Annotated in this window: 15 protein-coding genes; 5 read left to right on the top strand and 10 right to left on the bottom strand. The window is 62.2% G+C overall.

The genetic code is table 11. From position 1 onward, the window contains the following. Positions 1 to 35 precede the first annotated feature (35 nt). Together pip and aceB are read right to left on the bottom strand one after the other, a co-directional pair. A complete protein-coding gene (gene pip / locus ACIQWO_RS03455; protein WP_402821796.1) occupies positions 36 to 971 on the bottom strand; it encodes a prolyl aminopeptidase in 936 nt (311 codons plus the stop codon). A 335-nt stretch (positions 972 to 1,306) separates the two neighbouring features. Next, on the bottom strand, positions 1,307 to 2,902 hold the full coding sequence (aceB, locus tag ACIQWO_RS03450) for a malate synthase A (RefSeq protein WP_402819180.1): 1,596 nt from the start codon (positions 2,900 to 2,902) through the stop codon (positions 1,307 to 1,309). Positions 2,903 to 3,135: 233 nt separating this feature from the next. On the opposite strand from aceB, the gene ACIQWO_RS03445 reads away from it, so the two are divergent. Together ACIQWO_RS03445 and ACIQWO_RS03440 are read left to right on the top strand one after the other, a co-directional pair. Next, on the top strand, positions 3,136 to 4,083 hold the full coding sequence (locus ACIQWO_RS03445; protein WP_402819177.1) for a LysR family transcriptional regulator: 948 nt from the start codon (positions 3,136 to 3,138) through the stop codon (positions 4,081 to 4,083). Between the two features lie 305 nt (positions 4,084 to 4,388). Then, a complete protein-coding gene (locus ACIQWO_RS03440) occupies positions 4,389 to 4,823 on the top strand; it encodes a universal stress protein (protein ID WP_174985109.1) in 435 nt (144 codons plus the stop codon). Positions 4,824 to 5,091: 268 nt separating this feature from the next. Here ACIQWO_RS03440 and aceA read toward each other — a convergent pair whose 3' ends face one another. Both aceA and ACIQWO_RS03430 read right to left on the bottom strand, forming a co-directional pair. Beyond that, positions 5,092 to 6,414 (bottom strand): isocitrate lyase, encoded by a 1,323-nt coding sequence (aceA, locus tag ACIQWO_RS03435; RefSeq protein ID WP_150577848.1) that lies wholly within the window; start codon positions 6,412 to 6,414, stop codon positions 5,092 to 5,094. A gap of 359 nt (positions 6,415 to 6,773) precedes the next feature. Then, positions 6,774 to 7,685 (bottom strand): DMT family transporter, encoded by a 912-nt coding sequence (locus tag ACIQWO_RS03430; protein ID WP_402821791.1) that lies wholly within the window; start codon positions 7,683 to 7,685, stop codon positions 6,774 to 6,776. Positions 7,686 to 7,889: 204 nt separating this feature from the next. Between ACIQWO_RS03430 and ACIQWO_RS03425 the strand changes: the two genes are divergently transcribed. Both ACIQWO_RS03425 and ACIQWO_RS03420 read left to right on the top strand, forming a co-directional pair. Then, positions 7,890 to 8,738: an NADPH-dependent 7-cyano-7-deazaguanine reductase QueF gene (locus ACIQWO_RS03425; RefSeq protein WP_402819174.1), complete on the top strand. Its 849-nt coding sequence runs from the start codon at positions 7,890 to 7,892 to the stop codon at positions 8,736 to 8,738. A 4-nt stretch (positions 8,739 to 8,742) separates the two neighbouring features. After that, on the top strand, positions 8,743 to 9,543 hold the full coding sequence (locus ACIQWO_RS03420; protein ID WP_402819171.1) for a VUT family protein: 801 nt from the start codon (positions 8,743 to 8,745) through the stop codon (positions 9,541 to 9,543). 19 nt (positions 9,544 to 9,562) lie between these two features. On the opposite strand, the gene ACIQWO_RS03415 is transcribed toward ACIQWO_RS03420, so the two are convergent. Further along, complete coding sequence (locus ACIQWO_RS03415) at positions 9,563 to 10,060, bottom strand: gamma-glutamylcyclotransferase (protein WP_402819168.1); 498 nt, start codon at positions 10,058 to 10,060, stop codon at positions 9,563 to 9,565. A gap of 86 nt (positions 10,061 to 10,146) precedes the next feature. Here ACIQWO_RS03415 and ACIQWO_RS03410 point away from each other — a divergent pair, with 86 nt between their 5' ends. After that, the gene (locus ACIQWO_RS03410; protein WP_402819165.1) at positions 10,147 to 11,034 is read left to right on the top strand and encodes an AraC family transcriptional regulator; all 888 of its coding nucleotides are present in this window, start codon (positions 10,147 to 10,149) and stop codon (positions 11,032 to 11,034) included. On the opposite strand, the gene ACIQWO_RS03405 is transcribed toward ACIQWO_RS03410, so the two are convergent. The 5 genes from ACIQWO_RS03405 to clpB form a co-directional block, all read right to left on the bottom strand. Then, complete coding sequence (locus ACIQWO_RS03405; RefSeq protein WP_402819162.1) at positions 10,997 to 11,848, bottom strand: LytR/AlgR family response regulator transcription factor; 852 nt, start codon at positions 11,846 to 11,848, stop codon at positions 10,997 to 10,999. The genes ACIQWO_RS03410 and ACIQWO_RS03405 overlap by 38 nt on opposite strands. An 18-nt stretch (positions 11,849 to 11,866) precedes the next feature. After that, on the bottom strand, positions 11,867 to 13,048 hold the full coding sequence (locus ACIQWO_RS03400; RefSeq protein ID WP_402819159.1) for a sensor histidine kinase: 1,182 nt from the start codon (positions 13,046 to 13,048) through the stop codon (positions 11,867 to 11,869). An 8-nt stretch (positions 13,049 to 13,056) separates the two neighbouring features. Further along, a complete protein-coding gene (locus ACIQWO_RS03395; protein WP_402819156.1) occupies positions 13,057 to 13,554 on the bottom strand; it encodes a DUF2306 domain-containing protein in 498 nt (165 codons plus the stop codon). Between the two features lie 7 nt (positions 13,555 to 13,561). Continuing rightward, entirely contained in the window at positions 13,562 to 13,732 is a 171-nt protein-coding gene (locus ACIQWO_RS03390) for a hypothetical protein (protein ID WP_402819153.1), read from the bottom strand. 105 nt (positions 13,733 to 13,837) lie between these two features. Next, complete coding sequence (gene clpB / locus ACIQWO_RS03385) at positions 13,838 to 16,465, bottom strand: ATP-dependent chaperone ClpB (RefSeq protein ID WP_402819151.1); 2,628 nt, start codon at positions 16,463 to 16,465, stop codon at positions 13,838 to 13,840. Positions 16,466 to 16,494 lie beyond the last annotated feature (29 nt).

Genomic DNA, 16,494 nt, shown 5'->3' with positions numbered 1-16,494 from the left:
GCAGATTTTGACGATCGGGGAAAATTCGCGTCTCGCTACCCCGCCGCAAACCGGTCCGTCGCCTCGATCAGCCAATGCTGGATCGTCGGCTCGCTGAAGGCGTGACCGGCATCCGGTGCCCAGTAGAAGTCGGCTTCAGGCCACGCCTTGTGAAGCTCCCACGCGGTGCGGGCGGGCGTCGCCATGTCGTAGCGTCCCTGCACGATCACACCGGGGACGTCGCACAACGCATGCGCGCCCCCGATCAGTTGGTTCGGCTTCAGGAAACCGTCGTGCACGAAGTAATGATTTTCGATGCGCGCAAACGCAAGCGCGTAATGTGGATCGCCGAACGCTTGGGCCAACTGATCGTCCGGCAGCAGCGTGATCGTGCTGCCCTCCCACATACTCCATGCGCGTGCCGCTTCGATACGCACCGACTCGTCGCGATGCGTGAGTCGCTTCTGATACGCGCGCATCAGATCGCCGCGCTCTTCGAGCGGAATCGGTGCAAGAAACTTTTCCCAACGGTCCGGGAACAGCCACGACGCACCCTTCTGGTAGTACCAGTGCAGCTCTTCGCGACGCACCGTAAAAATCCCGCGAACGACCAGTTCGCTCACACGGCTCACATGGGCCTGCGCGTAAGCCAACGCCAGCGTGCTGCCCCACGAGCCACCGAAGACGAGCCATTGCGCATAACCGAACTTCGTGCGCAAGGCTTCGATGTCGTCGACCAGATCCCATGTCGTGTTGTAGTCGAGACTCGCGTGCGGCAACGAGCGTCCGCAGCCACGCTGATCGAACAACGTGATGCAGTACTTCGAAGGATCGAACAAGCGCCGGCGCTCGGGCGAACAGCCGCCGCCGGGGCCGCCGTGCAGGAACACTGCGGGCTTGCCTTTGGGATTGCCGCAGCGCTCCCAATAAATGTTGTGACCGTTGCCAACGTCGAGCATGCCGGACTCGAAAGGCTCGATGTGGGGATACAAACCGCGTGGCGACGCAGGGATTTCCTCGACGATCTTGCCGGGTCCGCGAGGCGCGTGCGTCAGCGCTGCAGCATCGGAAGCATTGACGGAAGTCTCCGGAACCTCTGGAATATCGGGCGACATCGGCATCCTCTCAAAACGTGGACGAGTAGGACGAGGACCAGCACCTCAAAGTTCAGTGTAGCGCGGCGACTCAAACAAGACAAAGCACGTGTAAAACAAAATGGGACGATGTCACCATCGTCCCATTGCGTTACCTTTCTTCCGTTCCGGCGCCTGCGCGTCGCACCGTCACACCACCCGCGATCGGCTGAGCATGACGGCAGACGCGGCCATCAAACCTCTTCGTAAAGCGGCAGCGTGAGGAAGTCGACGAAGTTCTCGCTCGTGCTCATCGTCTCGAAAATCACGGCGGCGCGGTCGTACGTCGGTGCGACCTGTCCCACAAGTTCCTTGACGTTGGCGAGTTCCTGCGGAATCAGTTCGCGCACCAGTTCTGCGGTGACCTTGCGACCGTCGTCGAGCTTACCCTTCGGCGAACGGATCCATTGCCACACCTGCGAGCGCGAAATCTCGGCGGTGGCAGCGTCTTCCATCAGGTTGTGGATCGGCACGCAACCGTTGCCCGCCAGCCAGGCGCCCAGATAGTGGATGCCGACGTTGATGTTGTTACGCAGCCCGGCTTCCGTGATCGGCGCTTCCGGCTTGAACTCCAGCAGGTCGCGGCCCTTGACGCTTACGTCGTCGCGTTGCTTGTCGATCTGGTTCGGACGATCGCCCAGCACCTTCACGAACTCTTCCATCGCGACCGGCACCAGCCCCGGGTGCGCGACCCAGCCGCCGTCGTAACCGTCGGTCGCATCGCGCGCCTTATCGCCGCGAATGCCAGCCATCGCCTTTTCGTTCGCTTCCGGGTCGCCCTTGATCGGGATCAGCGCGCTCATGCCGCCAATCGCAGGCGCATTGCGACGGTGACACGTCTTGAGCAGCAGCAACGCGTAAGCGCGCATGAACGGCACCGTCATGTTGATGCGGCTGCGGTCGGCGAGACAGAAGTCGGCGTCGACCTTGAACTTCTTGATGCACGAGAAGATGTAGTCCCAACGGCCCGCGTTCAGGCCTGAGCTATGCTCGCGCAGCTCGTAGAGGATTTCGTCCATCTCGAACGCTGCGAGCACGGTCTCGACGAGCACCGTCGCCTTGATGGTCCCTTGCGGCACGCCCAGTTCGCTCTGTGCAAGCACGAACACGTCGTTCCACAGACGCGCTTCGAGATGGCTCTCCAGCTTCGGCAGGTAGTAGTAAGGACCGAAGCCGCGCTCAAGCGACGTCTTTACGTTGTGGAAGAAATGCAGGCCGAAGTCGAACAGGCTGCCCGACATGCGCACGCCGTCCACGCTCACGTGCTTTTCGTCGAGATGCCAGCCGCGCGGACGCACGATCAGCGTCGCGACCTTATCGTTCAATTGGTAGTGCTTGCCGTTCTGCTCAAGGCTGATGGTGCCGCGCACGGCATCGCGCACGTTGATCTGACCTTGCAGCTGGTTATGCCAGTTCGGGGTGTTCGAGTCCTCGAAGTCGGTCATGTAGCTGTCCGCGCCGGAGTTCAGCGCGTTGATGATCATCTTGCGCTCGACCGGCCCCGTGATCTCCACGCGACGGCATTGCAGCGCATCCGGCAGCGGCGCGATACGCCAGTCGCCGTCGCGGATGGCCTTCGTCTCAGGCAGAAAATCGGGCACTTCACCGGCATCCAGACGCGCCACGCGCGCTTCACGGGCGGCGAGCAACGTCTGACGTTGCGACTCGAAAGCGCGGTGCAGCTTCGCGACGAATGCCAGCGCTTCGGGCGTCAGAATGGATTCGTATTCGGGACGGATATCGGTGGCGTCGACATGCAGTTGCATGCCTGGGGGCAGACTCAAAGGCATCAGGGATCTCCAACAGCTTGTTTATGTTCGGAAGTACGCCGCAAGGAAGGGACTTCAGGGGCTTTGCACAGGGCCCTCACGCCTCATTGGGCGTGTAGGACGCGCACTTCCGTCAATGCCGGGGGATCACGCGATCCGGCAGCATCGCCCGCCGATTCTATTATTGATGCCGATCATCATAAAGATGCATAGAAATCACTTTATCTATGACTTTTTAGTACATAATCGGCGTCATGGATCGCTTCAAACAAATCGAAACGTTCGTTGCCGTGGCCGCCAGGGGCAGTTTGTCCGGGGCTGCGGCGCTGGAAGGCGTGGCCCCGGCCGTGATCGGGCGGCGTATCGACGCGCTCGAGTACCGGCTGGGCGTGAAGCTGCTCGTACGCACGACCCGGCGCGTGACGCTGACCTTCGAAGGCTCCGCCGTTCTGGAGGACTGCCAGCGCATTCTCAACGAGATGCACAACGCCGAAGCCGCCGTGTCGGCCGGTGGCGTGAAGGCCAGCGGGCATTTGCGACTGTCGGCCCCCGCCGGGTTCGGGCGACGTCATGTCGCCCCGTTGCTGCCGGTGTTCATCGCGTCGCATCCGGACGTCACCGTCACCCTCGATCTGTCGGACCGGCTTGTCGATCTGGTCAACGAGGGCTTCGACTGTGCGATCCGGCTCGGTGAGTTGCCCGACTCCAGCCTCGTCTCGCTGCGTCTCGGTGAGAACCGGCGCGTGTGCGTGGCGTCTCCCGAGTATCTTGCCGCGCACGGCCGTCTCGAGTCGCTCGATGACCTCGCCCGTCACAATTGCCTCGCGTTCGGCTCGACCGCCAACCAGCAGCGCGGCTGGACCTTTGCGCAGGACGGCAAGGTCGTTACCATCCGCGTGAACGGGACGATGGAATGCACCGACGGCGCGGTACTGCACGATTGGTGTCTGGAGGGCTACGGACTGGCGTGGCGCTCGTGGTGGGAGGTGGGCGACGACATTCGCGCCGGTCGGCTGACGACCGTGCTCGACGCATTCGCCGCGCCGCCCATCGGCATTCACGCCGTGTTTCCTCAGCGCCGCCACCTGCCGCTGCGAGTGCGCCTGTTCATCGACCATCTCAGGCATCACTACGGCAGTTCGGCGTACTGGCAAGATGACGCGTCTCAAAATTTGCACGAAAGCGTGCACCCAAGTGCGTAGCCATACGCGTCCACACGCGTCGATTTGACGCACGGCGTGAGACGCCCGGCCAGCACGGGCGCGGGCTGCAGGCCCCTCCTCGACGTAATGCGCGCGAGGAACGTTTGCTGCGGATAGCCCGTCTCAATATCGGGTTTGCCCCCGTTGTTGCGTCGCGCCGAAGCCATAAAATCGAAGCGAAGGGTCCGCAGGCGATGCCGGACAGGCATCGGAAGCTGCAAGACAGCGGACTGGGTGCAAGACCGTGATACCTGCGCGAGCCTGTGAACGCGTGTTCAGCAACGCCAACTGCGGGAGGTCATATGTTGTTTACCCACATCCTCATTCCGACCGACGGCTCGGAGCTATCCCAAAAGGCTGTGACGGGCGGGCTCGAACTGGCCCGCGCCCTGAACGCCAGAGTCACCGGCTACTGCTGTCTTGCCGAGTATCCCTACTCCCCATTTAGCGAATACGTGCTCGAAGCACCGGCCACGTTCAGTGAACGCATTGCCGAAGAAGCCTGCGCGCATCTCGACGATCTCGCACAGGCGGCCGCGGCAGCGGGCGTGCCCTTCGACCGCGACAGTTCGACCTTTCCCGCCCCTTATCTGGGCATCATCGACGCAGCGGAGCGTCACGGGTGCGACGTCATTCTGATGGCCTCGCACGGGCGGCGCGGTCTCACGAGTCTGCTGCTCGGCAGCGAGACGCAACGCGTGCTCGTGCACTCGAAGATTCCGGTCCTCGTCTACCGTTGATCGCGTTGATTGCGTTGACGAAGCGGATGACCTCGATGCCATCGACATCGTCGACACCATGAAAAAAGGCCCGTGAGCGGGATAAGCTCACGAGCCTTTTCTCGTTCAGGCGTGCAGCGCAGTCAAGACAGCGACGGGAACGCCGCCCCAACTGCCCCGGCCGGATAAGCCGGACGCGCGGTCCTGACGCGATACTGTTCCGCCAGCGTACGACGTGCCCCCACGCGCATCGCCGCTGACGGGCGCATCGCGCCCTCCCTCAGCCCTGTCAGGCTGCCTTGACCTGCGCCTTCTTTTCGTCGAAGAACTGTTCGTCCTCCGTCGACCCCTTCAGGGCCGTGGTCGATGCGTCGCGCTCAATCGTTTGCGTGACGGCATCGAAGTAGCCCGTACCCACCTCGCGCTGGTGCTTGACCGCCGTGAAGCCCTTGTCGGCGGCGGCGAATTCGGCTTCCTGCAACTCCACGAAGGCGCTCATCTGACGACGGGCGTAACCGTGTGCCAGGTTGAACATCGAGTAGTTCAGGCTGTGGAAGCCAGCCAGCGTGATGAACTGGAACTTGTAGCCCATCGCACCGAGTTCCTTCTGGAACTTGGCGATGGTCGCGTCGTCGAGGTTCTTCTTCCAGTTGAACGACGGCGAGCAGTTATACGAGAGCATCTTGCCCGGGAAGTGCTTGTGGATGCCTTCCGCGAATTGCTTGGCGAATTCGAGGTCCGGCTTGCCCGTTTCGCACCACACCAGATCGACGTACGGTGCGTACGCCAGACCGCGAGCGATGGCCTGATCCAGACCGTTACGCGTGCGGTAGAAGCCTTCGACGGTGCGCTCACCGGTGCAGAACGGCTGGTCGAGCGGGTCGACGTCGGCCGTGATCAGGTCGGCCGCTTCGGCATCGGTACGGGCGATGAGCACCGTCGGCACGCCGAGCACGTCGGCCGCCAGACGTGCCGCAACCAGCTTCGCGACGGCTTCACGCGTCGGCACGAGCACCTTGCCGCCCATGTGGCCGCATTTCTTGACCGAGGCAAGCTGGTCTTCGAAGTGAACGCCACCGGCGCCGGCTTCGATCATGGCCTTCATCAGTTCGAAGGCATTGAGCACGCCGCCGAAACCGGCTTCCGCGTCGGCCACGATCGGGGCGAAGTAATCGATATAGCCTTCATCGCCCGGGTTCTTGCCTTCCGACCATTGAATCTGGTCGGCACGCGTGAAGGTGTTGTTGATACGGCGCACGACTTGCGGCACCGAGTTGGCCGGGTACAGCGACTGGTCCGGGTACATTTCACCGGCGACGTTGGCGTCGCCAGCGACTTGCCAGCCCGACAGGTAGATGGCTTCGAGACCGGCCTTGACCTGCTGCATGGCCTGATTGCCCGTAAGCGCGCCGAGCGCGTTCACGAACGGCTTCTCGTTGATCATGCTCCACAGACGCTCGGCACCACGACGGGCCAGCGTTTGTTCCGGCTGGATCGAACCACGCAGGCGCACCACGTCTTCCGCCGAGTAGCCACGCTTGATGCCCTTCCAGCGCGGGTTGTTCGCCCAGTCCTGTTCGAGTTGCTTCACTTGCTCTTGGCGCGTCGTCATGATGATCTCTCCTGGTTTCTCGATACAAATAAAAGGGGGTGACTCTTTACTGCCATGTGATCGCCGGCCCTGCGGTTGACCGCGCTCGGCGTCTCCAAATCGGCAGGTCTTGTATAAGAGTTTAGGGATTTCTCACGCAACGCAACAGAACGAATCAGCGCTCAATCACATATTTTTTATTTATATAAATCAATTACATAACAAAATAATTTCTTGATGCGAAACGTTATTTTCCTTCCTGAAATCACCAAGTTGTGCCAAGCAGCGCAAATTTTTACGCACCGCAAAGACATTCCACATCATGAAAAAAGGCCGATGACACAGGTCATCGGCCTTCGGAAGCGGGATGCGGACAGGGTTTATGAGGCGGCGCGACTCGTCGACGGGAGCGCCTTCGGCGGCTTGCATACCAACCAGACGGCCATTGCAATGAAACATCCACCGAAGAAGTGAGCCATCGTGACGGCCTCGTTCAGGAACAATGCGCCCCAGAGCACACCGAACGGCGGAATCAGGAAGGTGACGGTCAGCGAGCGCAACGGTCCGAGATCAGCGATCAGACGGAAGAACAACATATAGGCGACGGCGCTGCACAGGAAGCCGAGCGCCGCCATAGCGGCCCATACACCGCTAGTTGCCGGTCCAGGAATACCGGACGTTGCCGAGACGTAACCGAAGAACGGCAGCAACACGATGGCCGCGCCGAGTTGGCTGCCGAACGCGACGAGCTTGGCGTCGAGACCACCGCGCTCGGTGATCCAGCGCTTGGTGAGGTAACCGGCAAGGCCGTAGCACGACGTGGCGACGAGACACGCGAGCGCCCCCATCACGACCGGGCCGGACATCGTGACCGGGCCGGTGCGCGTGAGCACGGCCACACCGATCAGCCCCAGCAGCACGCCCAGACTCTTCGCGCCCGTCAGACGCTCACGGAAAAACAGCGTGCCGATCACAACGCCCATCAGCGGCGTGGTGGCATTGAGAATCGCGGAGTATCCGGCGGGCAGCACGCGCGCGGCGAGGCAATACATGACGAACGGAATGCCCGAATTGATGACGCCGAGCACCATCGCGGCCCCGAGCAACCCTTTGAACTCCCACCGAACGCGCATCGCCAGCAGGATGACCGCGAGCCCGATGGCACCGAGCGTCACGCGAAAGAACGCGGTCGGTAGCGGCCCGAGCGCAGGCACGATGATGCGCATGAAAAGAAAGCTGGCTCCCCAGATGGCGGAGAGCGTCAACAAGCGAGCGATGTCGGATGAACGCATGGTCGGACAGACGGCACGAGTGGCCGTCATGAGAGGATCGGAATGCCTGAATCCTCCCACATCGGAACAGGGAGCGCTGGTCATAATCGGACATGGCGATGTCCATCCGACGAAGGTGCTGCGATGCGTCGGCCCGATCAAATGGTGAATCGCCCCATCCGCTTTTCGGAATCCGCGCATTGAAAGGCCAAAACGTCGTGCGATATGGTCGTGAGTCGAACCTCCGGAGCTTCACACGCTATGACGTATCGAAATTTGCAGGCGCTTTCTCATCGAACGACTCTCCACCCGATTCCCCGATCCCGTTTGCAGTGTCGCGCCCCCGCAAGCACAACTGTCCCGCGAGGATACGACTTGTGGAATCACTATGAAATCAGTTGGATGGACATGCATGAGCGCCCCCAGATCGCCGTCGTGGAACTGGTGATTCCGTGCGACTCGCCTTACACACTGGAGATGGCAGATGCGCAGCGCTATTTCCTCACGCTTCGAGAGTGCCGTTTCGAATCGTCGGAAGCACTGGAATCGCATATCGCGTCGGAATTATCGCGATGTCTTCAGGCCTATGTCCTCGTGCGTAGCACGCCGGTGCGCCAGGCGGTGCGAGCGACCGCCGCTTGTGGGCCGGTGGCGCGATCGCTGGATACTGAGTCCGTTGGCGTGATCCGAGGTGGCGTCGATGCCCATCTGTTGCGCATCCATCGCGACGCCAATATGTTGGAAGCGTCCTCGGCACGCGAATGTCTAACCTCGGATCTGTTGAGCGTACGGTGCCCCCTCAGCGGGGGCGTCGACTATGGCACGGTATGGTTTGACTACACGGGCCTGCCAATTTGCTCACGGTCGCTTATGGCGTACGTTCTCTCCTTTCGGGATAGCGAGATGTACATCGAGCAATGCGTGGAGACGCTCTTTGCCGACATCCTCACGCAATGCACGCCGTCACGTTTGTCCGTCGGGGCACGCTTTACCCGGCGCTACGGGCTCGACATCAATCCCGTACGCTCGACGCACGGCGTCGCCATCACCAATCAACGCACCATTCGCCAATGACCGTATGACTGATCTCGCTCCGACGCTATCTCCCGAGCGCCTCATCCCCTCGCAGCAGGCGACGCACATCACACCCGCCGTCATTGTGCTGGCCATCGGCTTTGTCAGCTTTCTCCTGATCTCGAATGCGCTGGGCGCGCGCGTGTGTGAAGTCACGCTGCCGTGGACCGTCGCGGGAGAGCCATTCCGGCTCACGTTTTCTGCCGCGCTGATCAGCTTCCCGTTTGCCTACGTCTTCTCGTCGGTACTGACCGAGGTCTACGGTTATCGCATCAGCCGGGTTGTGATCTGGAGCGGTCTTGCCGCAAATCTCGTGATGCTTGTCTTTCTATGGTTGATGGCCATGCTGCCAACCGATCCCACATGGGCCTCCGAAACCGGCTTCACCGACGAGGTGCAACGTCACTGGTTCGAGTCCATCGCACACATGTTTCTGGCGTCGGTGTCGGCGTGTCTCGTAGGAGAGTTCGCCAACGCGGCAACGCTGGCGCGCATGAAGGTCGCGATGCACGGCAGGCTGGCTAGCCTTCGATTCATCGTCGGCAGTGCACTGGCGGCGTTACTCGATTCCGTCGTCTTCGTGGTTGTGGCGTTCGCTTACGTGCTCGACATCGACGCCATGACGCGCATGGCCGGGCTCGAATTCGTCTTCAAATGTGCCCTGCAATGGCTGGTTCTGCCGATGACGGTCGGCCTCGCCCGATGGCTCAAACGCGCGGACGGTATCGATCATTACGACATCGGCACATCGCTGAACCCGTTCGGCTTTCGCCTGTCACGCGCGACAGCCTTGGGCGACCGTTAATAGCGACAGGTCCCGCCAACTACGCTGCGTCGGCGTCCCGTGTCTGGCGATAGGCGATCCAGTCGCCGTCGGGGATGCGGGGCAACTGGCTGACGGCTGCTGCGTCCACCGGATAGACGATGCATGTGTACGTGGCACCGTCGAACGCGACATCAAGCATCTCTCGCACGAATAGGCCTGCCTCGCCCGGATAGACGGCTTCGATTTCATCGAGCACCGGGATTAGCGCTGCATCTATCCGGTAGACGTCACCGGTCACGCTTCCCGCCTCAATCGCGCCAAGCACCATACCCGGATAGCTACCAAAGTCGTAAAGCTGCCCGCCTAGCGTCGAAGTGCCGACGTACGTCGGTGCCGCGATGCCGTGACGCTCCGCCGCACGCATCATGTCGTTGATCTCGCCCGCGCGCAGCGTGCCGTAGACGAAGACGTACACGGCATCGGGTCGCGCATCGACCGGAATGGATTCGACAGACACCGCTTGGGCAGCGGGCGCAACAGGCGCGAGGCTAGGCATGACTTGCATCCGGTTCGAAAGTGACTGACAACGAGTTTACACTTACAAAATTCCCATTGTCGCCATCACACGTCATGCCGACCCTCATGTCCGCGCAAGCCGATCCAACGGATGCCGAGCCGCCGGGCCTCGAACCCCTGCCCGCCGCTCAGGCCGAGTTCGACAATTACGTCGTACCGGACACCTTCATGCCGACACCGTCGCGCCCGGTGCGTCTGCGCGCCCGGCCGTTGCGCGATGGCATCCGTGTTCCGAATCATCGCCATGCGTGGGCGCAGGTGGCTTACACCCCGCGAGGCGTCATTCAGATCGCCGTGGCCGACGCCGCGTGGATCGTGCCGCCCTCACGTGCGATCTGGATTCCACCCGACATCGAACACAGCCTGCTGGTCAACGAGCCGTCGTATCTGCGCACGCTGTATGTGCATCCCGACGTGATCCCGTCGGGTCTCGATCAATGTCGTGTGGTGGAAGTCTCCGCGCTGCTGCGGGAATTGATCGCGGCCATCGACGTGCCCGGCCCCGATCTCGATCCGCCCCGCGAGCAATTGCTCGGCGCGCTGATTCTCGACGAACTGCGACGCGCCTCCCCGTTGCCACTGGAAGTCCCACTTCCCCGCGACAAGCGCCTGCTCACGTTATGTACGGCGATGCTCGCCGATCCGGCCCGCGCCTGGACGCTCGATCAATGGGCGCGCTTCGCCGGAGCCAGCCCGCGCACGATCGGACGTCTGTTTCGTCAGGAACTGAATATGAGTTTCGTGCAATGGCGTCAGCAGGCGTTGCTCGCGCAGGCGATTCCGCTGGCGTCCAAAGGCTATCCGCTTTCGCGTATCGCGCGCGAACTCGGCTATCGGAGTCAGAGCGCATTCTCCGCGATGTTCAAGCGCACCTTCGGACGTACGCCGACCGACTTCTTCGCCACCGCCCCCGACACTACATTTGTCGGAACAGATGAGCGTACTGACGACTGACCGCCACGCGGTCTTTGCGGCGTTTGAGTTTGAGTGTCAGACGTCCGAGCGGCGTATGTTGCGCGCTCACGACTTCCCCCACATTGACGACGGTGCTGCGATGCACCTGCCAGAATCGCGACGGATCGAGCTGCGGCAGTAGCTCGCGCAGACTCGTGCGGATGAGCAGGTCACCTTCGACCGTCGCCACAACAACATACTTGTCCGCCGCTTCGAAAAAGCAAATCTCCTCCACGGGCACGATCCGGATCTCGTCGCGCACCGATGCGCGCACGAACTGGAGATACTCGCGGGCATTCTGTCCGTTCTGATTCACCTGTCCCGCGGGCGCGGTCTGGGATGACGCAGACGGCTGCCCCTCTCGTCCTTCTCGTCCTTCTGCCGCCTCCAGATGCGTACGCAAGGTCGTCAACAACTTCGAGAGCGTATCGCCCGTCGGCGCTGCCAGCCGTTCGCGCACGCGCGCGACCGTGCGCGCCAGACGCTCCGGGGCCACCGGCTTGAGCAGGTAATCGACCGCCGCCGCGTCGAAGGCCTCAAGCGCAAACCGGTCGAACGCCGTCACGAACACGATTTGAGGCGGTCGGCTCAATCGCGCACACGCCTGCGCAACCTCGATGCCGGTCGCACCCGGCATTGAGATGTCGAGAAACACAACGTCCGGTTGCGACCGCGCGATCGCGGCAATCGCCGACGTGCCGTCGGGTGCTACGGGCAGCATCTGCAACTCGGGCCACGCCTGCGCGAGCATGGCGCGCAACGCGTCGGCGAGCAACGGTTCGTCTTCGGCGATCAGGGCGACGGGGGATGTCATGCACTCCACTCTCTGCGACTAGAAACCTCTGCCATTTGCGCTGCCCGCTTCGGCTCCCTGCCCGGGCGACGCCACAGGCAAGCGCAATGTTGCAACGACGCCTCGCGGTACGCCCTCGTTGAGCGTGAGTCGCGCGTCGTCGCCATAGAGCACCCGCAGGCGCTCCCGGATATTCGTCAAGCCGATGCCGAACGTACGTTCCGCCGCATCGCCGCTTGCATTCGCACCTGCGACGGGAAAGCCTGCACCGTCGTCTGTCACGCGCACCACGATCTGGTCCACGCCGGAGGTCGTCCGTTCGCACCACGCGCTTACCGCCACGCTCGCGCCACCCGACAGCGGTTCAACGCCGTGCTTCACCGCGTTCTCCACCAGCGGCTGCACGAGCATCGGGGGCACACGCACAGCGCGGCATTCGTCAGGCAAATCGAACGTGTAACGCAGACGCTCGCCGAAGCGCACCTGCTGGATGGCCAGTAATGCTTCAAGCAACGCGAACTCGTCTGCGAGCGGCGTGGTCTCCGAGCGGGTCGCCGCCAGCGACGCACGCAAGAAGCGATTCAAATGGCCGAGCAGTACACGCGCCCGGGCCGGGTCGCTCGCGATCAGCGAATCGAGATTCGCCAGCACGTTGAACAGAAAGTGCGGCTCCAGCTGTGCCTGAAGTGTCTGAAGTTGCGCGTACACCAGCTGACGGTCGGCCGCGGCTTCGCGCAACGCCTGATGCGCCGTCTCCTCACTCAACTGTGCGATACGCGCCCGCGACCAGCCGTGATAGCTGCCAATCGCCGTCGCGATGAGCGCGATCAGCAGGACGATGGGCATCGAATGGCCGTTGACCGGACGCCACATCGTGATCGGCAGGCCGAGCAATATCGTCCCCGTCGCAATGCCGAGCGCCAGGCCAGCTGCGCAACCGAATGCGACGAGCAGCAGGAACCCCACCATCGATGGCCGCGCATCGCGCCAGATCAACCGGCGTCCGCCGTCGATAAACACCGTAATGGCGATGCCGATGCACTGCGCAAACACCAGATTCTGGACGAACGAACCACCGAAACCGATGAACCAGAGTGCCAACGCGATGGCCGTGTTGAAAAGCAGCACACCCACGAGTTCACGTGCAAATCGAAGCCACAGGCCACGCGTCTCGATGACGCGGCCCGCCTGCGCGGCCTGAGCGGATTGCGATGATTTCATGGTCGACGTCATTGTTGTGCGCCTCCGGCTTCGCTCCAGCCCGATCCTGTGATCATGGCGAGCAGGCCCGGCCCTTTGTCCAGCGTCTCTGTCTGCGTCTGTTTTAATGTTCCTATTGGCCGTGCGTCATGTTGCCACATCTGCGCAAACGCGTTGCTGAGCGTGCGCCCGGGCACCGCCACCGCCGCGACGCCCGCGATGACCAGCCCGGTAAAGAGCCCCATCATCTGCCGCCGGTGCGCCATCACGTCGCCGCGCCGAATCGCCAGCACGGCAAGCGCCAGCCCGACCAGCACGTACACCGAAAGCGCATGCAGCCACGAAAAGTTGCCGTGCTCCAACTCCCGGATGCCGAAGCTCGTCGCGGCCGTCGCCGTCATCGCCGACACCCACACGCGTCCTGCCCACCGGTGCCGGGGTGTGCCGCGCCGCATGAACAAAATACCCGCGCCCAACAAGACGGCGGCCGTCGCTACGGCCACGTGGATCGCTACTATCGTCGTCATGACGTCCTCACAGGGTTCGAATCATGACCTGACGATAAGCCACGCACGGCGCGTCTCGCAGCCCGCTTGCGACGAACGGTTTGCCGTCGACGCCAACCGCAACCTCGTCGACGCGAATGGTGCGCGGTTTGTCACGCCACCACCCAGCCACCTGCAAGGCGATGCGGTGGTCGCGCATTTTCGCCGACGATTGTGACAGGACGACGCATCGCTTCACACACGAAAAAAATCCCCGCGCCTCTTGCGAAACGCGGGGATGGTTCGATCAGTCAGCCGGTCAGGCTTACTCGGCGGCAGCCTCGGTCGCCTTGCTCACCTGCGCGGCGGTCTCGCCATCGAAGGTGAAGCGGCCATTGCGCCAGTCGACCGGGATCGTGTCCTTCGGGCCGAACGTGCCTGCGAGCACCAGCTTGGCGACCGGGTTCTCGATCTCCTGCTGGATCGCGCGCTTGAGCGGTCGTGCCCCGAACACCGGGTCGAAACCTTCGCGCGCCACATGCGTGAGCGCCGCCTTGGTGACCTCGAGATTCATGTCGAGCTTAGCCAGACGCTGACGCAGGATCTCGATCTGGATAGTGGCAATCGACTCGATATGCTTCTGGTCGAGTCCGTGGAACACCACGACTTCGTCGATCCGGTTCAGGAACTCCGGACGGAAGTGATCCTTGATCTCCGTCCAGACGGCGTCCTTGATCCGTTCCTGCGGCTCACCCACCATCGACTGAATCATCGACGAACCGAGGTTCGACGTCATCACGATCACCGTGTTCTTGAAATCCACGGTACGTCCTTGCCCGTCGGTCATGCGGCCATCGTCCAGCACTTGCAGCAGCACATTGAAGACGTCCGGGTGAGCCTTCTCGACTTCGTCGAGCAGAATCACGCTGTACGGCTTACGACGTACGGCTTCCGTCAGATAACCGCCTTCTTCGTACCCGACGTAGCCCGGAGGCGCCCCGATCAGACGCGCCACGCTGTGCTTCTCCATGAACTCGCTCATGTCGATACGGATGAGGTGATCCTCCGAATCGAACAGGAACATCGCAAGCGCTTTGCACAGCTCGGTCTTACCCACACCGGTCGGCCCGAGGAACAGGAACGAACCGTACGGACGATTCGGATCCGCCAACCCGGCACGCGAACGACGAATAGCGTCGGCCACGGCCGTAATGGCCTCGTCCTGTCCGATGACGCGCTCGTGCAGCTTGTCTTCCATCTTGAGCAGCTTCTCGCGCTCGCCCTGCATCATCTTCGACACCGGAATGCCCGTGGCACGCGAGACGACGTCCGCAATCTCTTCCGTGCCCACTTGCGTGCGCAACAGACGCGGTTGCGACTGCTGACCCGCCGCTTCGGCGGCATCGGCATCCTTCAACTGCGCTTCGAGCTGCGGCAACTTGCCGTATTGCAACTCGGCCACCTTGTCGAGCTTGCCTTCGCGTTGCAGCTTGGCGATCTCGGCACGCACGCGATCGATCTCTTCCTTGACTTGCGCACTGCCCTGCACCGCCGCCTTCTCGGCCGTCCACACTTCTTCGAGGTCGGCGTACTCACGCTCCAGGCGCGAAATCTCTTCCTCGATCAGCGCCAGACGCTTCTGCGACGCTTCGTCCGTTTCCTTCTTGATGGCTTCGCGCTCGATCTTCAACTGGATGAGACGACGGTCGAGCTTGTCCATCACTTCCGGTTTCGAGTCGATTTCCATCTTGATCTTCGACGCAGCTTCGTCAATCAGATCGATGGCCTTGTCCGGCAGGAAGCGATCGGTGATGTAGCGCTGGCTGAGTTCAGCCGCCGCGACGATGGCCGGGTCGGTAATCTCCACACCGTGGTGCAGTTCGTACTTCTCCTGCAAGCCACGCAGAATCGCAATCGTCGCTTCGACGCTCGGCTCTTCGACCAGCACCTTCTGGAAGCGACGCTCCAGTGCAGCGTCCTTCTCGATGTACTTGCGATATTCGTCGAGCGTGGTGGCCCCGATGCAATGCAACTCGCCGCGCGCAAGCGCAGGCTTGAGCATGTTGCCCGCGTCCATCGCGCCTTCGGCCTTGCCCGCGCCGACCATCGTGTGAATTTCGTCGATGAACAGGATCGTGCGGCCTTCGTCCTTGGCAATGTCGTTGAGCACGCTCTTCAGACGCTCTTCGAACTCGCCGCGGAACTTCGCACCGGCCAGCAGCCCGGCCATGTCGAGCGCGAGCACACGCTTGTTCTTGAGCGACTCCGGCACTTCGCCGTTGACGATACGTTGGGCGAGCCCTTCCACAATGGCCGTCTTGCCCACCCCCGGCTCACCGATGAGCACAGGGTTGTTCTTGGTACGGCGTTGCAGGATCTGGATCGTGCGACGAATTTCGTCGTCGCGGCCGATCACCGGATCGAGCTTGCCGGACGCGGCGCGCTCAGTCAGATCGAGCGTGTATTTCTTGAGGGCTTCGCGCTGGTTTTCGGCATCCTGACTATCGACGGATGCGCCGCCGCGCACGCCTTCGATGGCGGCTTCCAGCGCTTTACGGGTGAGGCCACGGCCGCGGGCGAGCTTGCCCGTGTCGCCCTTGTCGTCGGCGAGCGCGAGCAGGAACATCTCGCTGGCGATGTAGCTGTCGCCATGCTTCTGCGCTTCCTTGTCGGCCTGATTGAGCAGGCCCGCGAGTTCGCGGCTGACCTGCACGTTGCCGTCGGTGCCCTGCACCTGCGGCAGCTTCGCGATGGCCGTTTCGATGTCGTGCGCCAGCGGCTGAACCTGCACGCCTGCGCGTTGCAACAACGAGCGCGCAGCGCCCTCGGGTTGTGCGATCAGCGCGGCGAGAAGGTGCAACGGCTCGATGTATTGCTGGTCGCGACCGACTGCCATGCTTTGGGCATCAGCCAGCGCTTCCAGGAACTGCGTGGTGAATTTGTCTTGTCGCATCTAGTGCTCCGGTAAGAAATCTCTCTGGA

The sequence above is a fragment of the Pandoraea sp. NPDC090278 genome, from assembly GCF_044772185.1.
In the GTDB taxonomy this organism is placed as follows: domain Bacteria; phylum Pseudomonadota; class Gammaproteobacteria; order Burkholderiales; family Burkholderiaceae; genus Pandoraea.
Note: the sequence above shows the minus strand (reverse complement) of the source record. Positions and strands in the feature narration are given on the sequence as shown.